The sequence below is a fragment of the Janthinobacterium sp. GW823-FHT03B06 genome (assembly GCF_058796955.1).
In genome coordinates this window covers 118,451-143,562 of sequence record NZ_JBXAJE010000012.1, presented here as the reverse complement: position 1 = coordinate 143,562, position 25,112 = coordinate 118,451, and the positions used below count along the sequence as shown (strand labels likewise).

Genomic DNA, 25,112 nt, shown 5'->3' with positions numbered 1-25,112 from the left:
TCAGGCGCCCAGCAGGCGGTTGCCGGACTCGGTCATCGCGTCGCTGGCCTTGAAAATTTTCATTTGCATTTCGAAACTGCGGTTCAGGCTCATGGTGGCGACCATTTCCTCGACGGCCGACACGTTGCTGCCTTCCAGGTGACGGTCGCGCAGGCGCACCGCCGGGTCGGCCTGCAAGTCTTCGCCGCTGCGTGCCACGATCAGGCCCGCCTCGTTCTTCGTCAACTCGCCCGATTCCGCATTGACCAGCTTGAGCTTGTCGACGGTCTGCATTTGCGCCGTTCCTGGCACCTGGATGGAAATCGTGCCATCGGCGCCGATCGACAGGCTGGTGTGCTCGGGAATCGTGATCGGACCGCCTTCGCCCAGCACGGGCCGGCCGTTGATGGTCAGCGCGCCCGTTTCATCGAGGTCCATGGCGCCGGCGCGCGTGTAGGCTTCACCGTTTTGCCATTGCACAGCGAGAAAGCCGGGGCCCGTGACGGCCACGTCGAGTTCGCGTCCCGTTTCCTTGATGGCGCCCGTGCGCGTGCCGACGGCGCTCGACTGCGTCTGCGTCATGTGGCGGTCGTCGTAGCCATAGCCGTTTTGCAGCGGCTGGGCAGTGGACACTTCCAGGTTGGCGCGAAAGCCGCCCGTCTCGATATTGGCCAGGTTGTTGGCGTGTACCTGCTGTGCCCGCAGGGCACGGTCGGCCCCGCTCATGGCGGTATAAATCAGCGCATCCATTGCTTTTTACCTTTGCGTATCGTGGATTACAGCGCTTGCATCAGCGATTGCAGCATGGCGTTCTCGGTCGAGATGACCTTCGAGTTCGCCTGATAGTTGCGCTGCGACGTCATCAGGCCCACCAGTTCGGAGGTGATGTCGACGTTCGACTGTTCCAGCGAGCTCGTCACCAGTTTGCCGGCCATGCCGACGCCCGGACGGTCATAGATGGCGGTGCCGGAGGTGGTCGAGGCGACCCAGCTGGTATCGTTGACGGCCGTCAGCCCGCCTTCGTCAGGGAAGGTGGCCAGGGCGATCACGCCGATGCTTTGCTTCTGGCCGTTCGTGTATTTGGCCACGACGGAGCCGTCGTCGGCCAGTTCCACGCCCGTGTAGGTGCCCGAGGCATAGCCGTCGGCGCGGTCGGTCGAGGTGGTCGCTTCACCGGCGAACTGGGTCGTGCCCGTGTAGTCGATGGCGATCGACAGCGCTGCGGCGCCAGGCGGCGTCGGGAACACCGGCGTGGCGGTCGTTCCGGTCACCAGCTTGCCGTTCGTGTCAAAGGTCATGCTCGTCACCGGCGTCACATCGGCGTTGTCAAAGGTGTAGTGCACGTCCACGCCCGTCGCCGTCTTGACGAAGTACTGGCCCAGCGAGTGCTTGGCGCCCAGCGAATCGTAGACGATCGAGGACTTGGCGCTGTTGTAGCTCAGTTCGTTGGTCTTGTTGAAAGGCACGGCCTTGATGGTCCATTCGGACGACATGTTGGCGGCAAATGCCAGCTTGGTCGATGCCACGGCGGGAATCTGGCCCGTCGGAATGTTCATGTCGCCCATGGTGCCCAGGGTGGTGCTGCCTTTGACGGCGGCATAGCCCTGTACCAGGCGGCCGTTCGAGTCGATCAGCTTGCCATCACTGCTGGCCGAAAAGATGCCGACCCGGCTGTAGCTCATGGTGTTTTGCGCATCGCGCGCGACGAAAAAGCCGCGGCCGTCGATGGCCGCGTCGAGCGCGCGGCCCGTGTTCAGCACGCCGCCATTGAGCGACATGCTTTGCGTGATCGAGCCGATTTCCGTGCCCGTGGCGCGCGAACCGGCATACATGGCCGAAAAGTTGGCGCGGCTGCTCTTGAAACCGTAGGTGCCGGCATTGGCGATATTGTTACTGGTGCTGTTCAACTGTTGGTTGATGGACTGGATACCGGACAGCGCGATGTCGAAACTCATGTTGACTTCCTTTAGTGAAGGACGAGATTAGTGTTCAGGAAACGAAGGGGCGAGCGGATCAGGCCGTCTTGCCGTTGAAGCCGGTGATCGCGCCAGGGTTGACTTCGCCCAGGTTCGACACGCTCAAAATCATGCTGCCGCCGGACGACAGGCGCACGCTGTTGAGCTTGCCCGCGATGTCGACCGATGGTTTTTCGGTGCCATTGGTGGTGACCGCCATGGTGTACGTGCCTGCAGGCAAGCCCAAGGCGACGGGATCGATGGTGAACGGCACCGTGCCGGCCGACTTGGCGCCCAGTTCGATCTTGTATTCCTTGTCGTCGATGCCTTTCAGGGTCACGGTGGTCTTGGTGGTGCCGGCCGCCAGCGCGATGCTGCCGCTGACCTTGCTCTTGTCGAGCTGCACCGTTTCGCTGTTGACCATGACTTCGGAGCCTACCTGCGCGCCCAGGGCCAGCACCTGCATCGATTGCAGCACGCTGGCATTGGCGCTGGTCAGCGTCGACAGGTTTTGCATCGCTTCCGTCTGCGCCTGCTGCGTCAATTGATTGACGAACTGGCTCGGATCGGTCGGCGCCAGGGGATCCTGGTTCTTGATCTGCGCGACCAGCAACTTGGTGAACATATCCTGGGTGGCATTGTTTTGCGATTTGACGGCATTGTTGTTGCTGCCGCTGCCGCTGGTGTTGTTTGTAAAGAGATTGGTTTCCATGGATTATGCTTCACCTAATTTGAGGAGCGATTGCTGCATCGACTTGATGCGGCCCAGAACTTCGACATTGGTTTCAAACGCGCGCGAGGCCGACATCATGTCGGTCATCTCGGCTACCTGGTTGACGTTGGGGTAGAACACCATGCCGTCGGCATTGGCCATCGGGTGGCCCGGTTCATACACCTTGCGCAGCGGCTCATCGCTTTGCACCACGTCGAGCACCTGAACGCGTCCGCCGGCGCCGCTGGCGCCCGGGCCATCCATCACGGCCGCAAACACGGGTTTGCGCGCGCGGTAGGTTTCGCCTTCGGAACCGGCAACGGAATCGGCATTGGCCAGGTTGCTGGCGATGGTATTGAGGCGCACGGTCTGCGCCGCCATCGCCGAACCGGCGATCTTGGAAATATCCTGGAAGCTCATGCTGATCCTTATTGTCCGGAAATGGCCTTGGACAGACCCTTCAGTTTCATGTTGACGAAAGTGAGGCTGGTCTGGAAGTCGGTGGCATTCTGCGAGAACGCCGCCTGCTCGACGCCGATTTCGACGGTATTGCCGTCGCGGCTGGGGTGGTAGGGTACGCGGTACAGGGCACTGGCATCGTCATCGGTCGACAGCAGGCCGGCCTCGTTATCCTGCAATTGTTGCAGGGCGCTGCCGAAATCCATGTCCATGGCCTGGAAGCCGGGCGTGTTTTCATTGGCGATGTTGGCCGCCAGCACGCGTGTACGGTCGGCACGCAGTGCCAGTGCATCGGCATGCACGCCCAGCGCATCCTTGAAATTAATCCCCATGGTCATCCTTTGTGTTGAATTCGATCGTGCTTTTTGCGGTTTGGTCCAGAAAATAAGTGGTGCAGAGGTAAAATCCCAGCCAAGTCATGTTGACGCATGGTAAGGTCATGCCGCTTCAGTATCTTTGATTAAGGTTAGCAATGATTTACTTTGAGAACTATTCCGTGATGTGGAACAAGGCGCAATGTCGTCACATACTGCTGCCAAGCCTATTTTTACTGACCAGCCTATATAGTAGTGCAGGTCGCGCAGAATTGCCAGCCGACAATATATTTTCACGTGTGGAACAGCTAGCTCGCGAGCAATTGACACAGCAGGCGGCCACGGCGGGACTGCTGGAACCCCAGTTTCAGGTGACCGTCGTGAAAAGCACGCGCCCCATGCCGGCGTGCGCCGCGCCCGTTGCGCTGGAAACGGCGGACAGCCGCTCGGCGCAGCGCATGCGCTTTGTCGCAGTGTGTCCTGGAAGCAACGGATGGCGTTACGAAATGCTGGCGCGCGGCAGCATCACGGCGCAAGTGGCCGTCACCAGCGCCCCCGTCACGGCCAATACGCCGTTGCAATCGGGTGACGTGGTGCTGGCGCGGCGCGACGTGACGATGGTGCCGGACAGTATTTCTGCCTTGCCTGGCGCGATTGGCCTGTCGAGCCGGCGCAGCTTGCGTGCCGGCGAAGTGCTGCGCCAGGGACAGCTGGCCTCGCCCGTGCTGATCAAGCGGGGCAGTGCGGTCAACATCGTGGCGCGCAAGGAGCAGGTGGAAGTGAGCATGGCCGGCGAAGCGATGGATCCGGGCGCGCTTGGCGAACTGATCCGCGTGCGCAACGCCACCAGCGGCACGGTGATACGTGCCAGGGTGGTCGATGCGGGCGTGGTGGAGCCGGCCGAACTTCCCGGCCGTTAAAGGGAACTTACTCGGCGGCGGCCGTGCGCTGCAGACGTGTCGCCAGCTGCGTCAGCTTGGCGGCATAGTTGGGGTCGGTGGCATAGCCGCCGCGCGCCAAACCCTGCGCGAAGGCGCCCGCGTCGGCGCCCGTGTTGAGGGCGGCGCGGTAGCGTGGATTGTCGAGCAGCACTTGCGCATAGTCGCGGAAGGCGCTGGCCTGGTCCGGGTAGCTGCGGAAGCGCTCGGTTTTCTTCAGCGCCGTGCCGCTGCCGGCCTCGTATTCGGTCGTCAGGTTGCTGGCCACGTCGCCCTGCCATTTGCCGCCGGCCTTGATGCCGAACAGATTATTGGTGTCCGCGCCCGTGCCCTGGCGCAGCGGACGCTGGCCCCAGCCCGATTCCAGCGCCGCGTGGGCGGCGACGATTTCCGGCGCCACGCCCAGGCGCGCGCCCGTTTCTTCCGTCCATGGCTTGATCGAGGCGAGGAATTGCTGCTGCGTTTCGCCGATCTCGCCGCCCTGGCTGATGGCGCCCAGCACATTGACGGGCTGGCTTTGCTCCAGGTAGGCGCGTCCTTGCGGGCTCAGGTTGGTGGCGTTGCCGCCGCCCTGTTCGATGAAGCGGGCCACTTCGCCCTGTACTTGCCGGAACACGCTGCCAAAGCCGCCGCTGGAGGCCGTGGATTCGGTGGCGCGCATATTGCTCTGCACGGCATGGGTCGCCGCCGTCGATGGCGTCGCCGCCGTGGCGCGGGTGGTCAGGAAATCAGCCTGGCGCATACGTATCTTCCTCGCCATGCAGCACGCGCTGCATGATGCTGTACTGCTCTGTTAATAAATCGCTGTTGCGGGCATTCAGGCGCTTGCATTCGAGCACCATCTGCTCGAGCGCGGCCCAGTCGCGCTGGGCGGTGGCACGCGCGTCTTCTTGTAACAGCGCAAACAATTGGGGCATGTCGCCTTGCGGGCCCAGCAGGGCGGTGACGAGACTGACACGCTGGCGGCGGCGTGCGTCGAGTGGCTCGACGGCGGCGACGACCTGGTCGGCCAGCGCCGTCAGCCGGGTGCTCTGGTGGTGCAAGGTGGCCTGAAATTGCTCTTCCAATAAGGTTTGCAGCGCGGCATAGCCGGCGCGGTCATCCGTCATGCCTTGCAGCACGCGGCGCACGGCTTCCTGGCGCGTGATGCCCTTGCGCGGCGCGGTCACGATTCGCCGCCGTGGAAACGCTGGATCAGGCCCGCCAGTTTCGATGGATCGAACGGCAACTCGCCCTTGGCCAGCGCATCGCGCAGCATGGCCACTCTTTCATGGTCGATCTCGGGCATGGCGCGCAGGGCGGCCATGGCCGGCTGCAGCACGGCCGATTGCAGTTCCGCCCCGGCCGACGAGCCGCCCATGGCGCCGGCGGCGCCCGCGTTCTCGGCGATCGCCTCGGCCGGCGCGACGGCGCTGCTGCGCACGGCAGCACCGGTGTTGCCGGAGGAGATTTTCATACGTTGTCCCTTGCCCTTAATTTGCATGCTCTTCCCGATCTTTCTTTGCGGGCAGGCCCAGTTTTTCGCGCAGGCGTTGCAGGGTGCCGGAGTCCGGTTCACCCACCTGCAGCTCGTCGCCTTGCGGCTTTTGTCCGGCCATGCCGAACATGGCGGCGATGCTGTCGGCCTGGCCACGCGTCAATATTAACAGTTCGATGCGGCGATTGATGCCGGCGCTGGCATTTTTCACGTCCAGCGGCGCGCGGTCGGCCATGCCGACCACTTGCAGCACGCTGTCCGGACTCATGCTGCCGATCAGCAATTGCGCGCGCGCCGACATGGCGCGGTTGGCCGACAGGGTCCAGTTCGAGAAGCCTTCGTAGCCGGTATTGGCATATTGCATCGAGTCCGTATGGCCGACGATCAGCATCTGGTTCTCCATTTGCGCAAACACGGGCCCCATCTGGCGCAGCAGCTTGCGGAAACGGTCGGTCGGCACGGCGCTGCCGCGCACGAACATGCCTTGCTTGTCCGTGTCGTGCAGCATGACGCGCAAGCCGTATGGCGTGATCACCGATTGCAGGTTGCTCTTCAGTCCCGCTTCGTCGCTGAGTTTGTCGAGCGCGCGTGACAGGGACAGCAAATCTTCCGGCGACTGGTAGCTGACCTTGGTCTGGTTTTGCGGCGCCGCGCCAGCCTTGCCGTCCTGCGTTTGCTTGCCTTCCGTGCGCGTGTCGCCGGTGCCCTTGCGGGGCATGGGGAAGCGCTCGATCAGGCTGCCGCGCGGGCCGCCTTTCTGTTCCGGCATGACGCCCTGGCCTTCGCCCTGGCGGCTGCCTGCCGACGCGTCCATCATGATTTCCTTCATCGCCTGCTGCTCGCGCGCGGCCATCAGCCACAGCACGAGGAACAGCGACAGCAGGGCCAGGCAAAAGTCGGCGAACGCTACTTTCCAGGCGCCGCCATGGCCATCGTCGTCATGCTTGCGGCCGGCACGCTTGATGATGGCCTGTTCATGTTTCTCATGCGGCTTTAGCACGGCGGCCTCCCCGGCCTTGGCCTTGCTCTTGTTCGGCGCCGCCATCTTCCAGCGCATTGATCCAGCTTTCCAGCTGGGCGAAGCTCGGTTTGATGTTCAGCTGCACCAGGCGGCGGCCCGCATCGATGGCCAGCAGCGGCGGTTTGCCCGCCACGTGCGTGACCAGCACGACCTTCACGCATTCCATGGTCGAGCCTTCCTCGCCCACCAGCTGTTTCATCATGTTGCACATCGGATCGAGCACGCCGTAGCAAAAGAAGATGCCGATGAAGGTACCGACCATGGCAGCGCCCACTTTTTCCGAAATTTCCGCCGCGTCCGCGCCGTCGGCCACGGAATTCATGGCCATCACGATGCCGAGCACGGCGGCCAGAATACCGAAGCCGGGCATGGCTTCGGCGATCTTGTGCAGGGACTTCGACGGCTGCAGCAATTCGTCGTGGATGGCTTCCAGTTCCTGCTCCAGCACGCCTTCGAGTTCATGCGCGTTGATCTTGCCCATCGCCATCAAACGGAAGTTGTCGACGATAAAGGCCAGCAGCTTCGGCTCTTCCAGCACCAGCGGATAGCGCTGGAACAGGGCGCTTTCGCGCGGCGCCTCGACGTGGGCGTCCAGCGCCTTCAGGCCGCCGGCGGCCGTTTGCAGCAGTTCATACATCAGCAGCAGCAACTGGCGCTGGAATTCCGAGCCTTGCTTCTTGTGCGTGACGATCTTGCGCATCTGGTGCAGCATTTCACCGAGTACATGCTTCGGGTTGCCCAGCACCAGGGCGCCGACGGCGGCGCCGATGATGATGATCAACTCGACCGGTTGCCAGATCGCGTGGACGGTGCCGCCCATCAGGGCGAAGCCTCCGAATACACACCCCATCACGATTAAGATACCGATAATTACCATGTCAACTGCCTTTCTGCGTCATTGTGCTGCGTCAATTTGATGGATAGTGCTGAAACTTATGCGTCTTGCAGCATGGCTTTCATCTTGCCCAGCGCCGTCTTGTTGAGCTGGCAGACGCGGGCGTCGCTCAGGTCCAGTACGGCGGCTATTTCCTTGTAGCTCAGTTCGAATTCGTAATACATCTGGATCACGCGCTGCTCGCGTTCGTCGAGCGCGCGCAGCGCCTGCTCCAGGCTGCGCCGCACCATCAATTGCTCTTCCGGGCTCGGTGCGCTGTCGGCCTGTCCCAGGCTTTCCTGCAGCACTTCATCGAAACTGGCGATCAGCTCGGCGTTTTCCGCCAACTGGTATTCCTGGAAAGCTTCGGGCGTCAGCTTCAGCGCGGCCATGATTTCCGCGTCCAGCGGCTCGCGTCCGAGGCGGCGGGTCAGGGCGCGCACGCTGTCGCGCAGACGGTGGCTTTCCTGGCGCACGGCGCGCGGGCGCCAGTCCTGGCGTCGCAGTTCATCGAGGATGGCGCCACGGATGCGCAGGCTGGCATAGCTGCCGAAAGACTGGTCCGGCACGCCGTAGCGGCGCAAGGCTTCGAGCAGGCCCATCAGGCCGATCTGTTCCATGTCGTCGCGGTCAATGGCGCCCGACACCTGCGAATTGAGCTGGCGCACGATGCGTTTCACCAAAGGGGAGTACGCCACCAGATGTTGTTGCTCTTCAGCAACGCTGAGCACGGCCGCGCAAGCGCTGGCGGCGGCATATTCGCCGGCGCCATACGCTTCCTGGTATTGCTCTACATAGGCCAAGGGATCTCCCACTAGGTCGGCTGGCGTGTTGGCTTATTCAATGATCAGCTTGCCGACCATGACTTCCGTGAACGGTTTTTCCATCTGTTCACGCTCGTAGCTGACATTGAAGGCTTTGTTGATCTGCTCGGCATATTGTTCCACGGTCATGGTCTGCGCCTTGTCCAGCGGAAAACTCGACAGGGTGCTGACGGCGATCGAGCGCATCAGCGGCAAGTGATCCTTGGTCAGCTTTTCCTTTTCCTCGGTGGTGGCGATCACCAGGTCGGCCGACAGATAATGCGTTTCGCCTTCGCCGGGGCCGCGGCGCAACATCACGATGACTTTGTCCAGCGTGAGGAACTTGCGCGCCTTCTTGCCCGTGGCGGGCGGTGGCGGAGCTTTCGCTTCGGCGACATCGGCATGGCCGGCGACCGGCTTGGCCAAATACCAGATGGCGCCGCCAGCGGCGCCGGCGGCCAGCACGGCCACGCCGACAAAGCCGGCTATCAGTTTCATTTTCATATTCATCAGGCGGTCTCTCGCTCGTGGCTGGCGTATGTGGTAGCGGCGGTGCTGCCGTCGGACAGGGCGCGTCCCGGCTCGGCGTCGTCCTGCTGGCGGCCCGGCTGACGCTGGCCGCGCGCATCGCCTTCGGCGAACGCCTGGGCAGCGGGGCTGCGCGGGGTGGCGCTGATATTGACGGCCACGTCGGTGTACTGGCGCTGCGCCAGGTCGCTGCGCATGTTCTCGCCGATGCCTTGCAACTGGCGCAACACTTCCGAATTCGACGCCGTGACGTTCACCTGCAGCGCGCCGGCCGTATGGCGGATGGAAATTTCAATGCGTCCCAGCATGGGCGGCTCGAGGCGGATCGTTGCGTGTTCGCTGTTGCGCCCGATCTGCGTCTGCAGGCGTTCGCCCAGCGCTTCGCGCAGCGGTTCCTGCCATTGCTGGGCTGGGCCGTTGAGCTTGATGGTGTCGCCGGCCGGGGCCGCTGTGGCCGTATTGCCGACCGCGCCCGTCAGGCCCAGGTTGGGCGTGGCCGGTGCCGGCGTCGCGGCGCCACGTTCGCCTTCGCGCGCGGCAACGGCAGGCGCGGCGACGGCGGTTGCCGGAGCGCTTTGCTGCAGCAGCGATTCGAACGGCTGTGCCGGCGCGCCGCCCTTGGCGGCCGTCGCCGGGTTGGCGGCGGCCAGCGGCTCGCGCGTGTCGCGGCCTGGCGCTGGCGCCGTTGCCGGCGCGTTCAGGGTGACCGCCGACGGATGCAGGCTGATGTTGAGTGCCGGATTGGCTTGCGCCGCATTCGCCTGCACCTGCGTCTGCGCTTGTGTCTGTACTTGCGCCTGGGCGGCGGCACGCGCCTCGGCTGCGGCCGCGTCCGTTGGCGGCAGCATGGTCACCGGCAAGCCGATAACGGGGGCGGCCATGGCCGGCAGGCTGCTGTCGGCCTGGCTGTCGCTGTCGCTCTCCTTCGCGGGAGCGGGCGTGTCGGCGTCGGCCGTTTCCACGCCCGTCACGTCAAGCACCTGCGCAAACAGGGGCAGGGCGGAGGGCACGGCGCCAGTAGCGGCATAGCCTGGTGTGCCGGGCAAGGCGGCGGCCTGTGACGGCGCTGCCGCCGGTGCTGGTGCAGCTGCCGCAGGGGGCGCCGGTGCCGGAGCGGCCGGCGCCGTGTTGAAGTTCATGATCATGCTTGATTCCCGTCCGAGTCGTATTCGCCGAGCGCGGCGTAGGCGACCCAACCTTCCTTATTTGCCTGTAATGCACCCAGGTGTTGACCCAGGCGTTCTTTTTCCTCAGAGCAAATTTTAACCGCTTGCGCGTGATTTTTGCGCAATTGCAACAATTCTGTTTGTTCCAGCGCACTCCATGCGCCCCGTTCGGCCAGCAGGGGGATGTTTTTCGCCAGGCTGGCGGACAGTTTTCCCATTGCTTCCCAATCCGCTTGCGCGATGGCGGCGCTCAATTGCCGGTTCAGCTGTTGCAGGATGCCGCGCCTAGGCATTGTTGGCCTGGACGCCCACCCAGCCGCGCTTGATGGTGGTCATCAGGGTCGTCACTTCGTCGATCAGGGTCGGGTCGAGCTTGATGCCGGCCGTGTACAGGCGCGCCACGCAATAGTCGTACAGGCGGGCCAGGTTGACGACCACTTCGCCGCCATTGTCGAAATCGAGCGAGCTCGACAGACCGTTGATGATCTGCGTGCATTTATCCAGGCTGATGGCCTTTTGCTCGTAGCGCTTGCCTACGATATGCCCGCGCGCGCGCGCCAGTTCTTCCAGCAGGCCGTCCGTCAGCACCAGTACCAGCTCGACCGGCGTGGCGCGGGCGGTCTGGGCATCCAGGTTGACGGCATGGTAGTTGCCGTAAGCTTCATTGTTTAACATGTCTTATTTCTCACTGTCTAAACTTGCGGCGGCGCGGCAGGCACGCTCGCCTTAGGATTTGTCGTTGCCAAACATGGCGTCGAACATGTCGACCGTCTTGTACATCTGTTCCTGCATGACTTGCAGGCGCGTATATTGATCCAGGAAACGCTTGTAGGCCGTGTTGTACTGGCTCGTCAGCAGGTCGGTGCTTTTGCTCAGCGACTTCTGCAAGCTGGTATTCGCATCGAGACGCTGCACCAGCTGGCCCTTGGTGATATTGCTCCATTGGCCCAACGCCTTGTCCAGGCCGCCTAACACGCCCGATGGGGCCGACAGGCTGTTGTTGCCGAACAACTTGTCCAGGTCGCCAGGGTTCGATGCCAGCTTGGCGGTCAGCTTGGCCGTATTCAGGCTCAGCGTGCCGTCGCGGTTGGCGGTCACGCCGTAGGAGACCAGCGAGACGCCGCCGACGCTTTGGCGCAGCAGATTGTTCAAATTGCTGCGCAGGGCGTTCAGGCCGGAATCGTGGGCAAAGATGCCGGCCGCGACGTTCTTGTCCGGGTCGCCGGAACTGGCCAGGCCGTCCAGCACGCTTTTCAGCTTGTTGTAGGCATCGACGAATGCCTGCACATTGGTTGCCGTGCCGCCGCTGTCGGTTGCCACCGTGACCGTCACGGGCGCGTCGCCCGTGTTCATGGCCTTGGTGAAGGTCATTTTCACGCCCGTCACGTTGGTAAAGGTATTCGACGCCTGCGTGATTTGCGTGCCGGTGTCCTTTGCGCCCAGCCAGACGATGGCGTCCTGCGCCTTGACGACTTCCTTGATGTTGGTGGCCGCGTCCGTCACCAGGGCCTTGGTCAGCGCGGTATTCGTCACGCTCGACGCGTCCAGCGTGACGGCGTTTTCCTTGCCCGTCAGGTTCGATGTCAATACCAGCTGCGCCTGGTTGCCGATGGTGACGATGGAAGCCGTCACGCGCGAATTGTTCTTGCTGTTGCCATTGATGGCGGCGGCGATTTCCTGCGGCGTCAGGTTGCCGTCGGCATCCTTGTCGGCGGCGCTCAGGTCGATGTCAAAGCTGTTGTCTGCGGTGACGGGGGCCAGCGGATCGCCGATCCGCACGGCCAGCGTGCCGCTGCCGGCGGCGGGGCTGCTGGCGAGGCCGCTGTACGAAGTCTGGCTGGCTGTGGCCAGTTGCTGTACGAAAAAGGAATAGCTGCCGGCAACTGCCGTGGCATCGGCCGTGCCGCTGCCATAGGCGGTATTGCTGAATGTGGCGGACTGGCTCAGCAGCGACTTGCTGCTGCTGCTCATGGTCGTCATCGTACTTTGGAAGGCGCTCATGGCCAGCTTCAGGTTGTTCAGCGCCGCGGCCGTGGTGTTGGCCAGTGCGGTTTGCTTAGTCAATTTGTCCTGCTGCGCCGCGACCGACTTGGTAGCCAGGTTTTTTGCAGTGACGAGCGGATCGTATTGCGGTGCAGTAATTACGTTTGCCATGCCAGACTCCTGAATAAAGGGATATACCGGTACAAGGCGACCCCCATTCCCGTTTTGTGAAGTTTTCCTGAAAGAAACTTACACCAACCTCATTTTACCTGTCCGCGGAACCAGAATTGCGTCGCCAGCTCGTCTTGCCGCTTGGCATCGACACGTTGTTGCTCATTTGCAACATGTTTTTGTTTTTGCGTCAGCACCTGGTCCAATACTTCGCGCTTGGCCCAGGCCGTATTGAGCGCGCGTTGCGAGACGGCCATGTTGGCCTCGTGCAAATGCAGGTCGGTACGGTGCTGGTCGGCCATCTGCATGACGGCTTGCTTGAAGTTGCCGCAATTGACGGACAGGGCCAGGGGCAGGGCGCCGCTGGGGCCGCTATCCGTGTACAGACCCGTCAGGCGCTCCAGGTTTTTCTGGTAGCGCTCGCGCACGGCCGTCTGCGCCGCCATTTCGCCTTGCAGGCGTTCGACTTCGGTGCTGCGCAGGCCGACCAGGGTGGTCAGGTTGCGGATGGTATGCGCGTCGCTCACGTATGCTCCTAGGCCATGATCTGTTCAAGTTGTTCGATGCACGGCCCCATCGGCGCCTCTTCCTTGGTGCCCTGGCACAGGAAGGCTTCGATGGGCGCGTGCAACTGCACGGCGCGGTCGGTGATCGGGTCGGCGCCGGGCACGTAGGCGCCCAGCGGGATCAGGTCGCGCACGCGCGCATGGCGCGCCATCGACGCTTTCAGCGCGCGCGCCGCCTGCATGTGGGGGGGCGTGATCACCTGCGCCATGCAGCGGCTGATCGAGGCGGCGATATCGATGGCGGGGTAGTGGCCCCGCTCGGCCAGTTCGCGCGTGAGCACGATGTGGCCGTCGAGAATCGCGCGCGCCGTATCGACCACGGGGTCCTGCTGGTCGTCGCCTTCGGCCAGCACCGTGTAGATGGCGCTCATGCTGCCTTCCGGGTGGGCGCCGTTGCCGGCGCTTTCCACCAGTTGCGGCAGGTTCGAAAACACGGACGGCGGGTAGCCGCGCGTGGCCGGCGGCTCGCCCAGGGCCAGCGCCACTTCGCGCAAGGCCATCGCATAGCGCGTGAGCGAGTCGACCAGCAGCAGCACGTGCTTGCCCTGGTCGCGGTAATGGGCGGCGATCGAATGGCACAGTTCGGTGGCCATGATGCGCATCAAGGGCGATTCGTCGGCCGGCGCGATCACCAGCACGGCCTTTTTCAAGCCTTCGGCGCCCAGCGATTTTTCCACGAATTCGCGCACTTCGCGGCCCCGCTCGCCGATCAGGCCGACGACGACGACATCGGCCACGGTCTGGCGCGTGATCAGGCCCAGCAGCACGCTCTTGCCCACGCCGGAGCCGGCCATCAGGCCCACGCGCTGGCCCTTGCCCAGGGTCAGCATGCTGTTAATCGCCCGCACGCCCACGTCCAGCGGTTCGACCACCGGTTGTTTCTTCAGGGGATTGATCTTCGGCGGCGTCACTTCCAGGATGTGTTCGCCGCCGAGGCGGCCCAGGTCGTCGATCGGCTCGCCCAGGCCATTGACCATGCGGCCCAGCCACGACGGGCCGATCTGCAGGCTGGCCTTGTCGGGCAGGGGCAGGACTCTGGCGCCCGTGGTCAGGCCCGTCGCCTTCTTGAACGGCATTAAATACGACAGTTTTTCGCGGAAGCCGACGACTTGCGCATCGAGCCATTCGCCATTGACTGTTTCAATTTGACAACGCTGGCCCGTGTGCAGGCGGCAGCCGGCGCTTTCCAGCAGCAGGCCGGAGGCGCCGACCAGGCGGCCGGTGGGTGTCGCGACCGGGATGTCGCCGATCTCGAAGCTGCGCAGCGTGTCGGCGATCATGCAGGCGCGCCGTGGTCTGCGTGTTCGGCGGCCAGCGCCAGGTGGCTGCTGACCTGCTCCATGCAGGCCGACAGGCGCTGATGGCAGCCTGCGTCGACTTCATTGTCGCCGGCCTTGATGCGGCATTCGCCCGCGTCGAGGCGCGCGTCGGCGATCAGGTTCCAGCGCTTGGCGCGCTTCGGATCGAGTTCACTGATGCGTTTGAGTTCTTCCGGATTGAGGAAGACGTCGATTTCCTCGCGCGTGGGCGGCATCGAGGCCAGGGTCTCGTCGACCAGGGCCAGCAATTGCACCGGCTGCAGCGCCAGTTCCGCGCGGATCACCTGGCGCGCCACCTTGGCCACCAGGTCGACCACTTCCTTGCGCTGCGCTTCGCGGTAATCGGCGCGCACTTTCTTCAGGTCGCGCAAGATGGCGTCGACGGGGCGCGCCAGGCGGTCCAGCGCCACCAGCGTTTCATTGCGGCCTTCTTCGCGGCCCTGCGCCATGCCGTCGCTGCGCCCGGCGTCGTAGCCATCCTGCTGGCCTTGCACCAGGCCCACTTCGTAGCCGTCGCGCTGGCCCTGCTCGAAACCTTCCGAGACGGACGCCTGCCACTGGCCATCCGTGTCCTCGTTGGAGGCACGCTGGCCGGCGGCGATGAATTGCGACAGCGGCGGGAAACGATACGAGCGGAAGTGTTTCATTCGATCACCGCTTCGGCAAACAGTTGCACTTCGATCTCGCCCGCATCGGCGAGGCCTTTGACGGTGGCCATGATTTCCTGACGCGTCTGTTCGATGCGCGACAGGGGCACGGGGCCGGAGCGGCGCATCATGTCTTCGAAACTCTGCGCCTGGCGGCGCGGCATGGTTTTCAGCACGGCGTCGCGGATCGACGGTTCCGCGCCCTTCAGTGCAATCGCCCACTGTTCCATCGGCACGTCTTCCAGGATGCGCGTGAGCGTGACATCGCTCTGCGTGGCCAGGATCAGGAAGTCGTACATGCTCAGTTCGATTTCCGATACGACGTCCGGGTCGTGCGCGCGCAGCAGTTCGACCAGCGCGGCGCGGTTGCCCGGCATGCGGTTGAGAATCTCGGCCGCCTGGCGGATGCCTTCGACGCTGGTGCTTTGCGTGTCGAGCGCGCCCAGGCAGCGGCCCACCAGTTCGTCGAGCTCGACCAGCAGGTCGCGGTCGATCTCGTCCAGGCGCGCCAGGTTCAGCAAGACCAGGTCGCGGCCTTCGGCGGGCAGGGCGTCGAGGATCTGGCCGGCCAGCGCGGGCGGCAGGAAGGCCAGGAACACGGCTTGCATCTGCACGTGCTCGTTGACGATGTATTCGGCCAGCCATTTTGGCGAGGCCCATTGCAGGCGCGCCATTTTGGGGCGGATGGCGTCGCCGTAAATGTTGTTGAGCACGCTATTTGCGATATCGCTGCCCAGCGCCATGTCCAGCGAGCGCTTCAGGTAGCTGCGCGAGGCGCCGTGCACGCCGCTTTGCTGGCGGTAGTCGTCGAAGAAGGTCTGCATGGCCGTTTTCACGGATTCGACCTTGATGCCGCTCATGCGCGACATCACTTGCGTGACTTCCAGCAATTCTTCGCGCGACAGGCAGCGCAGCACATTGGCGGCCTGTTCTTCGCCTATGCTCAGCAGCACGATGGCGGCCTGTTCCACTGGGTTCAGGCTGGCGCTTTCGTATTCGGCGCCGTCGGAGGGATTACTGTTGTTGAGTTCGGCCATTTTTCTGCATCCATTGTTTGACGACTTCGGCGACACGCTCGGGTTCTTTTTCCGCCAGCACTTTCAGGTGGTCGACCATCACGTCGACCGCCGAGCCTGGTGGCGGCAAGTCATAATTTTCCAGCAGCGGCACGACCGGCATGGCGTTGCCGGCGGCGGCTTCGCCCTCGAGCGCCAGCGGGCTGCCATTCACGCCCAAGGCCGGCGCGCCGGCGGCGGTCACGCCATTGGCGCCGGCGGCGGCGTTGCTGCCGCCCAGCGCCAGGGCCGGATCGAGCTGTTTCAGTGCCGGCGGCGCCAGGCGCGTGGTCAGCAGGCGCAGCAGCGGACGCAGGATCAGGAAGTAGCCGAGCACGGCGCCCAGGGCGTACAGCAGCCAGCTGCTGAAATCGACGACGGTGTCGCGCTCTTCCCACCATTGCGCCACGGGCGGCTTGGCAGGGAAGGCCAGCGCCGTCAGGCTCAGGCTGTCGCCGCGCTGGGCGTTGATGCCCAGGCCGCTGTTGAGCATTTTTTCGATATTGCCCAGTTCAGCTGGTGTCCAGCCCGTTTTCGGGTTCGGTGCGGCGGCGCTGTTGAGGACGACGGCGACGCTGAGTTTTTCCAGGCGGCCACGGCTGCGCTTGATCTGCGTGATGCTGCGGTCATACGCGTACTGGCGCGTGGTGGCGTTCTTGCGGGCCGTGCCGTCATCGGACGGCTTCGGCGCGCCATCGGCGGGCGCGGCGCCGGCGGCGTCGGCCGGTGCCGGCACGGCGGCCGCTGGCGGACGGTTCGACAGGCTGCCGGGAATGCCGGCCACGGTGCGGTTGCGTTCCTGCTCTTCACGCATCGCTTCGCTCGTCACTTTCGGCGCTTCGCCGTATTTTTCCAGCGTTTCGTCCACGCGGTCGTTGTTCACGGCGGCCGTCACGCTGAGTTTGAAGTTGTCTTCGCCGATGACGGGACCGAGCAAGCCCGTGACGTTGCGGCGGATTTCATCCTGAAAGCGTTTCGCGCCTTCATTGCCGGCGGCCGACGCATCGAAACCGTCCGTCAGGTCGACGTGCGAGGACAGCAGGTTGCCGCCCTGGTCGACCAGGCTCACGCGCGTGGGCGCCAGGCTGGCGACGCTGCCGGCCACCATGTTGATGACGGCGGCGATCTGTTCCGGCGCCAGGGTGCGGCCCGGTTTCAGCGCCACGACGATGGAAGCCGACGATTTGTCGCCGTCGCTGGCGACGAACGACGTCGACTTGGCAATCGACAGATGGACGCGCGCCGAAGCGATCGCGTCCATCGTCATGATGCTTTGCGCCAGCTCGCCTTCCAGGCCGCGGCGGAAGCGCACGTCCTGCACGAATTGCGATACGCCCAGCGGGTCATTCTTGTCCATCAGTTCCAGGCCGGCCGGCAGCTGCGCCGTCACGCCCTTCGAGGCGAGCAGCATGCGTACCTTGCCCAGCATGGCGTCGGGCACCAGCACCTGGCCGCTGTCCGGATGCAAACGGTAGGGGATGTGCTCGGCGTCCAGGGTGGCCATCATGTCCGTCACGGCCACTTTTTCGCGCGCGCCAAACACCGGCTTGTAGTTGGCCTGGTCGCGCCAGGCATACATGGTCACCATGGCGGTGATGCCGATGGCCAGCACGACGATGGGAACCAGGTTTTTCAGCAGGGCGGGCGGGATGGCGGGCTGGGCGCCAGGGCGCCAGCGCGCAAATGCGGACTTCATGGTGGTAATCACTTGGGGTAACTTTCGCTGGGAGGCTGGGCGTGGATCAGGACGTGAAGATTACAGAGGCAGTTTGATGAGTTCGTCGACCGCGCCCATGACCTTGTTGCGCACTTGCATCAACATGGAAAAGGACAGGCTCGCTTCCTGGCTGGCCAGCATGGCGCCGACCATGTCGTCGCTCTTGCCGCTGTCGACGTCGCTCATTTTTTGTGCAGCCATGCGGTCGTCGCCGTTGACCTTGCCGATGGCGTCTTTCATGCTTTGCGCAAACGAGAAGCCGGATTGTTCCGGTGCGCCGAACTGGGCGGCCGGCGCGATGCTGGCGCCCAGGGCGCGCGCGTCATTGCTCAGTGCTGCCAGATCGGCCTTGATCAGACCTGCGAGTTCGTTGCTCATCTTGCCCTCTACTTTCAATATGCGGTGACGTATCAATCAGAAATTACTGGTGTTGCCATTCCGGCAGGCATTACATCCAATGCCATCTTGCCCGGCCCAATTGACAGGGCCCATCAGTTTTATCAGTTGCCACACCATCCGCTCAAGCAGATTCAACAAACCCGGCAGAACCGCGCCGAATGATTTACATGGCCATGATAACTAATAATTATCTGATAAAAGTTTCTTCTGGTGGCAATAAGAGGGGCTGGAAACTGCCATAAAAACCGGAATCAGGTAAGCGGAATGGCGCACTGCAAATCACTTTTTTCTCGCTATAAGCTTACCTCGAGGCAACTATAAAGTAAAGAGAGGATTGCCTCAAGGAATATTGATACATGGCAATATTTTGCTTTTTCATGTATTGTTCAGCACCGTAGTCATCCAGCATGCGATACGATGCGCAATCGTTTGCTCGCCGGCCGGCCGGTTGGCAAGGCCAAGATGATGCTGTATTTAATTTCGGGCGATCCGTATAATTTGTTCTGCCACCGCAATACCGACATGACCACTACATGACAATCATTACCAAGACAGATCAAACTGCGCGCCATCAAGTCCTCGATTCCTGTCTGCTTGGACGTCCTGTCCATTTGCTGCATGTATTCGGCGCCCAGCTGCGCGACGACCTGGCCGTGGCCCTGCGCCAGCCGATGAGCCGGCGCTACTGGGGCAATTTCCAGATCGATGCCGTGACCTTGTCGCGCGTGGAGAGCGAGGACAGCGCGAATCGCTGGCTGAGTTTTTCCACGCCGGCCGGTCAGCCGGGCTTTGCGCTCGAACGGCAGATCCTCTTGAGCGTGCTGAACTATCGCTACGGTAGTGCCGGCGCCAAGGGCGCGCTGCCCGATCCGGCGCAAGTGCGCGTGACGGCCACGGAAGAGCGCCTCGCTGTGGTGCTGGGACAACAGTTGGTGAACAGTTTGTTCACGCGCATCCACAAGAATCTGCAAATCCTGGGCAAGAGCAGCGACATCGACACCAGTGCCGAGGTGGCCGTGCAGTCCGGCGTGCACCCGGCGCGCGGCAGCTGGATCGTCACCGTGTCGCTCAGCGACGTCGAAGCGGGGCAGAGCGGCCAGTTCTGGTTCTCGCTGGACAAGCGCCTGATGGCCGATGTGCTGCGCGGCCTGCTGCCCGAACGCGCGCAAGCGAAGAAAGCCTTGCGTGGCAGCGTGCGCCCGCTCGCGTCGCGCCTGCAAGTGACCCTGGAAGGCCGGCTGGTCAGCAAGCAGATGCAGCTGGGCGCCTTGTTCGACCTGCGCGTGGGCGACGTGATTCCCGTCAGTCTGAGCCGTACTGACGTCATGCTGGACGACTCCCGTTTATTTACAGCGGCTGTTTCCGAACACAAGGGCAAGCTCTGTTTAACCTCATTTGAAGATGTCGAATAATATGAATATGACCGATACCAACCAGAGCGAAACCCTGCTGGAAGACCTGGGCGATGACATGATCATCGACCAGGGCGACGTTGCCGACGTGGCCAGCACCCGCGCGCGCCGCGACATTCCGCAGATGATGCGCAAGATTCCCGTCACCCTGACCCTGGAAGTGGGCTCGGCCCGCATTTCGCTGGAAGAGTTGATGGCCATCGGCCCGGAAAGCGTGATCGAACTCGACATGCTGGCCGGCGAACCGCTGGTGATCAAGGTCAATGGCACGCCGATCGGCCGTGCCGAAGTGGTGGTGGCCGGCGAAAACTATGGCCTGAAAGTCATCGACCTCGACGGCCTCAATCTCGACCTGATGACAGCATGAAGCTGGCGGTACCCGGCTTGAGCCGGCGCCGCGGCGCGCTGGCTGCCGCGCTGGCTGTCCCTGTTCTGATGCTGTGCTGCAGCGCCGCCGGCGCGCAGGACCTGCTCGCCGGCGTGGTGCCGGGCGCGAAGACCGACTTGTCGGTGAAGATGCAGATCCTCGTCGTCATGACCCTGCTCGGGCTGCTGCCCGTGATGGTCATGATGATGACCAGCTTTACCCGCTTCGTCATCGTGCTGTCCCTGCTGCGCCAGGCCCTGGGCCTGCAGCAGGGCTTGCCCAACCGTATCGTCACCGGCATCGCCCTGATTCTCACCTTGCTGGTCATGCGTCCCATCGGCGACCAGATATGGAAGGACGCGTTCGTGCCTTACGACCGCGACCAGATCGGCATGCAGGAAGCCCTGAAGATCGCCGAAGTGCCGATTTCGCGCTTCATGCTGGCGCAGACGAGCAAGGCCGCGCTGGCGCAGATCGCGCACCTGGCCGGCGAACCGTCGACCATGCGCCCGCAAGACCACAGTTTCACGGTCAAGCTGGCCGCGTTCGTGTTGTCCGAACTCAAGACAGCGTTCCAGATCGGCTGCATGCTGTTCATCCCCTTCCTCATCATCGACCTGGTGGTGGCGTCCGTGCTGATGGCCATGGGCATGATGATGCTCTCGCCGCTCGTCATCTCGCTGCCGTTCAAGCTGCTGCTGTTCGTGCTGGTCGACGGCTGGACGCTGACCGTCAACACCTTAGTTACCAGCATACAGGGCTATTGACCGATGTTTACCCCTGAAGTCGCCGTCGACCTGATCATCGAAGCGCTGCATGTCGTCATGCTGCTGGTGGTGATTCTGGTCGTGCCGGGTTTGCTCATGGGCTTGCTGGTCGCGCTGGTGCAGGCGGCCACCTCGATCAATGAACAGACCATGAGTTTCCTGCCGCGCCTGCTGGTCACCCTGCTGGCCCTGATCCTGGCCGGACGCTGGATGGCCGGTTACCTGATGGATTATTGCGTGTCCATTTTTCAGCGCGCCGCCACCCTGGTCGGATAGCGCCGCGCGCCATGGATCAGATTTTCAATCAGGTGCTGCCGTTTCTGCTGGCCGTGTGGTGGCCGTTCTGCCGCATCCTGGCCATGCTCAGCGCTTCGCCCGTCATCGGCGACGCCATGGTGCCCGTCCCCGTGCGGGTGCTGCTGTCGCTGGTGCTGGCGATCCTGATGCTGCCCGTCATGCAGGCCTCGGGCGTGTCGCAGGACTTGTTGAAGATCGATCCGTTTTCCCTGCACGCCCTCGTCGCCACCCTGGAGCAGGCCATCATCGGCTTCGTCCTGGGCCTGGCTTTCCACTTCGCCATGTCCGTCATGTCGGTGCTCGGTTACCTCGTGTCGAGCCAGGTGGGCTTTTCCATGGCCGTCATGAACGATCCGCTCAACGGCACCTCGTCGGACGTGATCACGGGGATGCTCACCATCATGTGCATGATCGTGTTTTTCGCCATCGACGGCCACCTCGTGCTGACGGGCGTGATCGGCGCCAGTTTCAAGGCCTGGCCCGTGGGGCAGGGCTACGGGCCGCTGCTGCTGCAGACGGTGGCGTATAACGTGGCGTGGATTTTCGCCGCCGCCATGCTGCTGGCCTTGCCCATCGTCTTTTCCACCATGGTGGTGCAACTGGGCTTTGGCTTCCTGAACCGCGTGGCGCCGTCGCTGAACCTGTTTTCGCTGGGCTTTTCCATGATCACCATGTTCGGCCTGCTGATGCTGGGACAGATCGTGCGCTTTATCCCGGAGCACTACATCGCCATGACGAACCGCGTGCTCGACATGATCGCCGAACAGATGCGGGTGGCCCATGGATAGCGCACGTGCCAACAAGCTGCTGCGCAGTCCACTTCCGGGCATCCGTTGCTCGCTGTACCTCCGTACAGCTGCGCTACTCAACCCGGCATTGAACTTGCTCGCTACGCTTGTAGGGCACGTGCGGAAAGGTGTGACGCATGGCGGATAGCAGCACGGGCGACAAGACAGAAAAGGCTTCAGCACAGAAGCTGAAGAAATCGCGCCAGGAAGGGCAGGTGGTGCGTTCGCGCGACCTGTCGACGGCGCTGGGCATTCTGATCAGCATGAAGGTCTTCATTTACCTGCTGCCCGGCTATCTGGTGAGCTTTCGCGAGCTGTTCGCCATGGCCTTCATGCCGCTCGACAGCAAGGGCGCGCTGGACAATGCCATGTCGATGGCGTTTACCACGTCCGTAGGTTTGCTGATCAAGATGATCGTGCCGCTGTTCTGCGTGCCCTTGTTTGTTGTGCTCGGCTCATTGGTCCCTGGCGGCTGGGTCATCAGCACGAAGAACTGGATGCCGAAGATGGAGCGCCTGAGCCCGGCCAAGAACCTTGGCCGCCTGGTGTCGCCCAAGCATGGATTTGAATTCGGCTTGTCGATCGCCAAGGCCGCCGTGCTGGGCATGGTGCTCGTGCATGTGAGCCGCTCCAGCCTGACGCAGTACGTGGACTTGCAACACCGGCCCCTGCAGCAAGCCATGCTCGACGGCTCGGCGCTGATGCTCGACGGCCTGATGGCGCTCATTTCCGTCTTCGTGCTGTTTGCCATCATCGACGTGCCGGCGCAGGCGTTTTTCTTTGCCCGCAACCAGCGCATGAGCAAGCAGGATGTCAAGGAAGAACATAAAAGCAGCGAAGGGCGGCCCGAAGTGCGCCAGCGCATCCGCCAGCTGCAGCAGCAGATCGGCCGGCGCAGCGTGCGCAAGACCGTGCCCGACGCCGACGTGGTGATCGTCAATCCCGAGCATTACGCCGTCGCGCTCAAGTATGACCAGGACCGCGCCGAGGCGCCGTTTGTCGTTGCCAAGGGCGTCGACGAGATGGCGCTGTATATCCGGCAAGTGGCGAAGGAACACAACGTCGAAACGCTGGAGTTGCCGCCGCTGGCGCGCGCCATCTACAACACCAGCCAGGTGCAGCAGCAGATTCCCGTGCAGCTGTACCAGGCCGTGTCGCAGGTGCTCAACTACATCCTGCAGCTGAAAGCATTCCGTACTGGGCAGCGCGCCGCCCAGCCCCCATTTCCCACCGAGGTGGTCGTGCCATCTCATTTGAGCGAGGTAGTACCTTCATGAATTTCCTGAACCGGTTGGTTGCCGAAATGCGCCGCCACAAGTTCGCCACGCCGCTGTTCCTGCTGGTGATCCTGGCGATGATCATCTTGCCGCTGCCGCCCGTGCTGCTCGATATCTTGTTCACTTTCAATATCGTGCTGGCACTGATCGTCATCCTCGTCAGCGTGTCGGCCAAGCGGCCGCTCGACTTCTCCGTCTTCCCGACGGTGATCCTGGCCACCACCATGCTCAGGCTGACCCTGAACGTGGCGTCCACGCGCGTGGTGCTGCTGCACGGCCATACGGGCGCGGATGCGGCCGGTAAGGTGATCGAGGCCTTCGGTAACGTGGTCATCGGCGGTAACTTCGTCGTCGGTATCGTCGTCTTCGTGATTTTGATGATCATCAACTTCGCCGTCGTCACCAAGGGCGCCGAGCGCATTTCCGAGGTGTCCGCCCGCTTTACCCTCGATGCCTTGCCGGGCAAGCAGATGGCGATCGACGCTGACCTGAACGCCGGCCTGATCAATCAGGAAAAAGCCCAGATCCGCCGCAAGGACGTGGCCGCCGAAGCCGACTTCTATGGCGCCATGGATGGCGCATCGAAGTTCGTGCGCGGCGATGCCGTCGCCAGTATCCTGATTTTGATCATCAACATGGTCGGCGGCGTGGCCATCGGCTCGCTGATGCACGACCTGTCGTTCGGCGACGCCTTCCGCCAGTACGCACTGCTGACCATCGGCGATGGCCTGGTGGCGCAGATTCCGGCGCTGCTGCTGTCGGCCGCGGCCGCCATACTGGTGACCCGTATCAGCGATTCGGGCGATTTCGAGCAGCAAGTGGCGGGCCAGGTGCTGACCTCGCCAACGGTGATCTACAGCGCGGCCGGCATGATGGTGGCGCTGGCCCTGATCCCGGGCATGCCATGGTTCATGTTCATGACCTTTGCCGCCGTGCTGGCCTTTGTTGCCTGGCGTTTGACCAAGCGCGTGAAGGGGCCCGACGCGGCCGGCATGGCGGCCATCGAGGCGGCCTTGCGCGACGACAAGCCCGCCGAACTGGAGTGGCAGCAACTGCCCGCCGTGCAGCCATTGATGGTGATGCTCGGCTATAAACTGGTCGGCATGGTGGATAAAACGCAAGGCGAACCTTTGACCAAGCGCGTCAAGGGCGTGCGCCAGAGCCTGTCCGAAGCGATGGGCTTGCTGCTGCCGAATATCGGCGTGCGCGACGATCTGGCCCTGAAACCGTCGCAGTACGCGATCGTGCTGTCGGGCACCGTGGTGGCGCAGGCGGAAGTGCAGGCCGACCGGCTGATGGCGATCCCGTCGCCGAACGTGTATGGCCAGCTCGACGGCATTCCCGGCATCGAACCGGCCTACGGCATGCCCGTCACGTGGATCGAGCCCAGTGAAAAGGCGCATGCGCTGGGCCTCGGCTACCAGGTCATCGAGGCGCCCAGCGTGATCGCCACGCACTTGTCGAAAATGGTGCGCGAATACCTGCCGGAACTGTTCCGCCACGAAGACGTGTCGAACCTGATGGAGCGCCTGACGGCCCTGTCGCCGAAGCTGGCCGGCGCGCTGGACAAGGCCCTGACGCACACGCAGATGCTGCGCGTGTTCCGTGTCTTATTGGCGGAAAATGTGTCCCTGAAGGATATCGTGCCCATCGCCACCACCTTGCTCGACAGTTCGGAAACGACCAAGGACCCGATCCTGCTGGCGGCCGAGGTGCGTTGCGCGCTGCGGCGCCAGATCGTCAGCGGCCTGTTCGGCCAGAAGATGGAAATGCAGGCGTTTAATCTGGGCGGCGAACTGGAAAACATGCTGCTCGGTTCCTTGAACCAGGCGCGCCAGTCGGGCAAGGTGACGCTCGATAACTATCCGATCGACCCGCATCTGCTGTCGCAGCTGCAAGTGAACATGCCGGTGGCGCGCGAGCAGATGAAGCAGCAGGCCACGCCGCCGCTGCTGCTGGTGCTGCCGCAGATCCGTCCGCTGCTGGCCCGCTACGCGCGCCTGTTCGCGCCGGGCCTGCACGTGCTGTCATACAATGAAATTCCGGAAAACCGCGAAGTGAGCATCATCGGCACGGTGGGCTAGTACGGTGAATTGAAAGAAAAACGGCGCCGCGGGCGCC

At 63.1% G+C, this 25,112-nt stretch carries 30 protein-coding genes; 8 read left to right on the top strand and 22 right to left on the bottom strand.

The genetic code is table 11. From position 1 onward, the window contains the following. From AC1RBA_RS27070 to flgB, 5 genes are read right to left on the bottom strand one after another with little or no spacing between them, the layout of a single operon-like run. Entirely contained in the window at positions 1–729 is a 729-nt protein-coding gene (locus AC1RBA_RS27070; protein ID WP_070219896.1) for a flagellar basal body rod protein FlgF, read from the bottom strand. A gap of 26 nt (positions 730–755) precedes the next feature. Then, a complete protein-coding gene (locus AC1RBA_RS27065; RefSeq protein ID WP_492420459.1) occupies positions 756–1,934 on the bottom strand; it encodes a flagellar hook protein FlgE in 1,179 nt (392 codons plus the stop codon). A gap of 58 nt (positions 1,935–1,992) precedes the next feature. Further along, positions 1,993–2,646: a flagellar hook capping FlgD N-terminal domain-containing protein gene (locus tag AC1RBA_RS27060; RefSeq protein WP_070219904.1), complete on the bottom strand. Its 654-nt coding sequence runs from the start codon at positions 2,644–2,646 to the stop codon at positions 1,993–1,995. Between the two features lie 3 nt (positions 2,647–2,649). After that, on the bottom strand, positions 2,650–3,066 hold the full coding sequence (gene flgC, locus AC1RBA_RS27055) for a flagellar basal body rod protein FlgC (RefSeq protein ID WP_034757795.1): 417 nt from the start codon (positions 3,064–3,066) through the stop codon (positions 2,650–2,652). 8 nt (positions 3,067–3,074) lie between these two features. Then, entirely contained in the window at positions 3,075–3,437 is a 363-nt protein-coding gene (flgB, locus tag AC1RBA_RS27050; protein WP_034758109.1) for a flagellar basal body rod protein FlgB, read from the bottom strand. Between the two features lie 281 nt (positions 3,438–3,718). Between flgB and flgA the strand changes: the two genes are divergently transcribed. Next, positions 3,719–4,339, top strand: a complete 621-nt coding sequence (flgA, locus tag AC1RBA_RS27045) for a flagellar basal body P-ring formation chaperone FlgA (RefSeq protein ID WP_227742151.1) — start codon at positions 3,719–3,721, stop codon at positions 4,337–4,339. Between the two features lie 7 nt (positions 4,340–4,346). Here the strand turns inward: flgA and AC1RBA_RS27040 are convergent, their stop codons facing one another. The 17 genes from AC1RBA_RS27040 to fliE all read right to left on the bottom strand — a co-directional run bounded on the left by AC1RBA_RS27040 (position 4,347) and on the right by fliE (position 18,062). Then, on the bottom strand, positions 4,347–5,099 hold the full coding sequence (locus AC1RBA_RS27040) for a glycoside hydrolase family 73 protein (protein WP_070219908.1): 753 nt from the start codon (positions 5,097–5,099) through the stop codon (positions 4,347–4,349). After that, positions 5,086–5,526, bottom strand: a complete 441-nt coding sequence (flgN, locus tag AC1RBA_RS27035; protein ID WP_083287147.1) for a flagellar export chaperone FlgN — start codon at positions 5,524–5,526, stop codon at positions 5,086–5,088. The genes AC1RBA_RS27040 and flgN overlap by 14 nt, the downstream gene beginning before the upstream one ends. Further along, entirely contained in the window at positions 5,523–5,813 is a 291-nt protein-coding gene (gene flgM / locus AC1RBA_RS27030; protein WP_034757812.1) for a flagellar biosynthesis anti-sigma factor FlgM, read from the bottom strand. Before flgM ends, flgN begins: the two co-directional genes overlap by 4 nt. A gap of 16 nt (positions 5,814–5,829) precedes the next feature. Then, positions 5,830–6,891 carry a flagellar motor protein MotB gene (locus tag AC1RBA_RS27025; RefSeq protein WP_070219910.1) on the bottom strand — a complete coding sequence of 354 codons (1,062 nt, stop codon included), beginning with the start codon at positions 6,889–6,891 and terminating at the stop codon, positions 5,830–5,832. Further along, on the bottom strand, positions 6,818–7,732 hold the full coding sequence (gene motA / locus AC1RBA_RS27020) for a flagellar motor stator protein MotA (protein WP_034757817.1): 915 nt from the start codon (positions 7,730–7,732) through the stop codon (positions 6,818–6,820). The genes AC1RBA_RS27025 and motA overlap by 74 nt, the downstream gene beginning before the upstream one ends. A gap of 56 nt (positions 7,733–7,788) precedes the next feature. Next, complete coding sequence (locus AC1RBA_RS27015) at positions 7,789–8,532, bottom strand: FliA/WhiG family RNA polymerase sigma factor (protein ID WP_046684903.1); 744 nt, start codon at positions 8,530–8,532, stop codon at positions 7,789–7,791. Positions 8,533–8,565: 33 nt separating this feature from the next. Next, positions 8,566–9,030 (bottom strand): flagellar basal body-associated FliL family protein, encoded by a 465-nt coding sequence (locus tag AC1RBA_RS27010; RefSeq protein WP_306798497.1) that lies wholly within the window; start codon positions 9,028–9,030, stop codon positions 8,566–8,568. An 11-nt stretch (positions 9,031–9,041) separates the two neighbouring features. After that, positions 9,042–10,205, bottom strand: a complete 1,164-nt coding sequence (locus AC1RBA_RS27005) for a flagellar hook-length control protein FliK (RefSeq protein WP_492420457.1) — start codon at positions 10,203–10,205, stop codon at positions 9,042–9,044. Continuing rightward, on the bottom strand, positions 10,202–10,480 hold the full coding sequence (locus AC1RBA_RS27000) for a hypothetical protein (protein ID WP_227742152.1): 279 nt from the start codon (positions 10,478–10,480) through the stop codon (positions 10,202–10,204). The genes AC1RBA_RS27005 and AC1RBA_RS27000 overlap by 4 nt, the downstream gene beginning before the upstream one ends. Positions 10,481–10,511: 31 nt before the next feature. After that, positions 10,512–10,901 carry a flagellar export chaperone FliS gene (gene fliS / locus AC1RBA_RS26995; RefSeq protein ID WP_070219791.1) on the bottom strand — a complete coding sequence of 130 codons (390 nt, stop codon included), beginning with the start codon at positions 10,899–10,901 and terminating at the stop codon, positions 10,512–10,514. Positions 10,902–10,952: 51 nt separating this feature from the next. Next, entirely contained in the window at positions 10,953–12,380 is a 1,428-nt protein-coding gene (fliD, locus tag AC1RBA_RS26990) for a flagellar filament capping protein FliD (protein WP_070219793.1), read from the bottom strand. A gap of 89 nt (positions 12,381–12,469) precedes the next feature. Next, complete coding sequence (locus tag AC1RBA_RS26985; RefSeq protein ID WP_070289072.1) at positions 12,470–12,907, bottom strand: flagellar export protein FliJ; 438 nt, start codon at positions 12,905–12,907, stop codon at positions 12,470–12,472. A gap of 8 nt (positions 12,908–12,915) precedes the next feature. Continuing rightward, a complete protein-coding gene (fliI, locus tag AC1RBA_RS26980) occupies positions 12,916–14,226 on the bottom strand; it encodes a flagellar protein export ATPase FliI (RefSeq protein WP_070219797.1) in 1,311 nt (436 codons plus the stop codon). After that, positions 14,223–14,912, bottom strand: a complete 690-nt coding sequence (gene fliH, locus AC1RBA_RS26975) for a flagellar assembly protein FliH (RefSeq protein WP_070219799.1) — start codon at positions 14,910–14,912, stop codon at positions 14,223–14,225. Before fliH ends, fliI begins: the two co-directional genes overlap by 4 nt. Then, positions 14,909–15,949: a flagellar motor switch protein FliG gene (locus AC1RBA_RS26970; protein WP_070289073.1), complete on the bottom strand. Its 1,041-nt coding sequence runs from the start codon at positions 15,947–15,949 to the stop codon at positions 14,909–14,911. Before AC1RBA_RS26970 ends, fliH begins: the two co-directional genes overlap by 4 nt. Next, positions 15,927–17,663, bottom strand: a complete 1,737-nt coding sequence (gene fliF / locus AC1RBA_RS26965) for a flagellar basal-body MS-ring/collar protein FliF (protein ID WP_139142969.1) — start codon at positions 17,661–17,663, stop codon at positions 15,927–15,929. Before fliF ends, AC1RBA_RS26970 begins: the two co-directional genes overlap by 23 nt. 60 nt (positions 17,664–17,723) lie before the next feature. Then, on the bottom strand, positions 17,724–18,062 hold the full coding sequence (fliE, locus tag AC1RBA_RS26960; protein WP_034787870.1) for a flagellar hook-basal body complex protein FliE: 339 nt from the start codon (positions 18,060–18,062) through the stop codon (positions 17,724–17,726). Between the two features lie 554 nt (positions 18,063–18,616). Here fliE and AC1RBA_RS26955 point away from each other — a divergent pair. The 7 genes from AC1RBA_RS26955 to AC1RBA_RS26925 all read left to right on the top strand — a co-directional run bounded on the left by AC1RBA_RS26955 (position 18,617) and on the right by AC1RBA_RS26925 (position 25,075). Next, the gene (locus tag AC1RBA_RS26955; RefSeq protein WP_070220028.1) at positions 18,617–19,495 is read left to right on the top strand and encodes a FliM/FliN family flagellar motor switch protein; all 879 of its coding nucleotides are present in this window, start codon (positions 18,617–18,619) and stop codon (positions 19,493–19,495) included. Position 19,496: 1 nt separating this feature from the next. Beyond that, a complete protein-coding gene (locus tag AC1RBA_RS26950; protein WP_070220030.1) occupies positions 19,497–19,862 on the top strand; it encodes a FliM/FliN family flagellar motor switch protein in 366 nt (121 codons plus the stop codon). Then, on the top strand, positions 19,859–20,629 hold the full coding sequence (gene fliP, locus AC1RBA_RS26945; protein ID WP_070289077.1) for a flagellar type III secretion system pore protein FliP: 771 nt from the start codon (positions 19,859–19,861) through the stop codon (positions 20,627–20,629). The genes AC1RBA_RS26950 and fliP overlap by 4 nt, the downstream gene beginning before the upstream one ends. 3 nt (positions 20,630–20,632) lie before the next feature. Next, positions 20,633–20,905, top strand: a complete 273-nt coding sequence (locus AC1RBA_RS26940; protein WP_034757874.1) for a flagellar biosynthetic protein FliQ — start codon at positions 20,633–20,635, stop codon at positions 20,903–20,905. A gap of 11 nt (positions 20,906–20,916) precedes the next feature. Next, positions 20,917–21,714: a flagellar biosynthetic protein FliR gene (locus AC1RBA_RS26935; protein ID WP_070220034.1), complete on the top strand. Its 798-nt coding sequence runs from the start codon at positions 20,917–20,919 to the stop codon at positions 21,712–21,714. A gap of 137 nt (positions 21,715–21,851) precedes the next feature. Beyond that, positions 21,852–22,991: an EscU/YscU/HrcU family type III secretion system export apparatus switch protein gene (locus tag AC1RBA_RS26930; protein ID WP_070220036.1), complete on the top strand. Its 1,140-nt coding sequence runs from the start codon at positions 21,852–21,854 to the stop codon at positions 22,989–22,991. Beyond that, positions 22,988–25,075 carry a flagellar biosynthesis protein FlhA gene (locus AC1RBA_RS26925; RefSeq protein WP_070220038.1) on the top strand — a complete coding sequence of 696 codons (2,088 nt, stop codon included), beginning with the start codon at positions 22,988–22,990 and terminating at the stop codon, positions 25,073–25,075. The genes AC1RBA_RS26930 and AC1RBA_RS26925 overlap by 4 nt, the downstream gene beginning before the upstream one ends. Positions 25,076–25,112 lie beyond the last annotated feature (37 nt).

Coding starts and splice junctions, on each gene's coding strand:
- AC1RBA_RS26935 (WP_070220034.1), top strand. CDS start 20,917: ATGGATCAGATTTTCAATCAGGTGCTGCCGTTTCTGCTGGCCGTGTGG.
- flgB (WP_034758109.1), bottom strand. CDS start 3,437: ATGGGGATTAATTTCAAGGATGCGCTGGGCGTGCATGCCGATGCACTG.
- AC1RBA_RS26950 (WP_070220030.1), top strand. CDS start 19,497: ATGAATATGACCGATACCAACCAGAGCGAAACCCTGCTGGAAGACCTG.
- AC1RBA_RS27040 (WP_070219908.1), bottom strand. CDS start 5,099: ATGCGCCAGGCTGATTTCCTGACCACCCGCGCCACGGCGGCGACGCCA.
- fliP (WP_070289077.1), top strand. CDS start 19,859: ATGAAGCTGGCGGTACCCGGCTTGAGCCGGCGCCGCGGCGCGCTGGCT.
- fliD (WP_070219793.1), bottom strand. CDS start 12,380: ATGGCAAACGTAATTACTGCACCGCAATACGATCCGCTCGTCACTGCA.
- AC1RBA_RS26970 (WP_070289073.1), bottom strand. CDS start 15,949: ATGGCCGAACTCAACAACAGTAATCCCTCCGACGGCGCCGAATACGAA.
- AC1RBA_RS27065 (WP_492420459.1), bottom strand. CDS start 1,934: ATGAGTTTCGACATCGCGCTGTCCGGTATCCAGTCCATCAACCAACAG.
- fliS (WP_070219791.1), bottom strand. CDS start 10,901: ATGTTAAACAATGAAGCTTACGGCAACTACCATGCCGTCAACCTGGAT.
- motA (WP_034757817.1), bottom strand. CDS start 7,732: ATGGTAATTATCGGTATCTTAATCGTGATGGGGTGTGTATTCGGAGGC.
- AC1RBA_RS27060 (WP_070219904.1), bottom strand. CDS start 2,646: ATGGAAACCAATCTCTTTACAAACAACACCAGCGGCAGCGGCAGCAAC.
- fliF (WP_139142969.1), bottom strand. CDS start 17,663: ATGAAGTCCGCATTTGCGCGCTGGCGCCCTGGCGCCCAGCCCGCCATC.
- AC1RBA_RS27005 (WP_492420457.1), bottom strand. CDS start 10,205: ATGATCATGAACTTCAACACGGCGCCGGCCGCTCCGGCACCGGCGCCC.
- AC1RBA_RS26925 (WP_070220038.1), top strand. CDS start 22,988: ATGAATTTCCTGAACCGGTTGGTTGCCGAAATGCGCCGCCACAAGTTC.
- AC1RBA_RS26940 (WP_034757874.1), top strand. CDS start 20,633: ATGTTTACCCCTGAAGTCGCCGTCGACCTGATCATCGAAGCGCTGCAT.
- AC1RBA_RS26955 (WP_070220028.1), top strand. CDS start 18,617: ATGACAATCATTACCAAGACAGATCAAACTGCGCGCCATCAAGTCCTC.
- fliH (WP_070219799.1), bottom strand. CDS start 14,912: ATGAAACACTTCCGCTCGTATCGTTTCCCGCCGCTGTCGCAATTCATC.
- fliI (WP_070219797.1), bottom strand. CDS start 14,226: ATGATCGCCGACACGCTGCGCAGCTTCGAGATCGGCGACATCCCGGTC.
- flgM (WP_034757812.1), bottom strand. CDS start 5,813: ATGAAAATCTCCTCCGGCAACACCGGTGCTGCCGTGCGCAGCAGCGCC.
- AC1RBA_RS27070 (WP_070219896.1), bottom strand. CDS start 729: ATGGATGCGCTGATTTATACCGCCATGAGCGGGGCCGACCGTGCCCTG.
- AC1RBA_RS26930 (WP_070220036.1), top strand. CDS start 21,852: ATGGCGGATAGCAGCACGGGCGACAAGACAGAAAAGGCTTCAGCACAG.
- AC1RBA_RS27010 (WP_306798497.1), bottom strand. CDS start 9,030: ATGAAACTGATAGCCGGCTTTGTCGGCGTGGCCGTGCTGGCCGCCGGC.
- fliE (WP_034787870.1), bottom strand. CDS start 18,062: ATGAGCAACGAACTCGCAGGTCTGATCAAGGCCGATCTGGCAGCACTG.
- AC1RBA_RS27025 (WP_070219910.1), bottom strand. CDS start 6,891: ATGCGCTGGAAGATGGCGGCGCCGAACAAGAGCAAGGCCAAGGCCGGG.
- flgC (WP_034757795.1), bottom strand. CDS start 3,066: ATGAGCTTCCAGGATATTTCCAAGATCGCCGGTTCGGCGATGGCGGCG.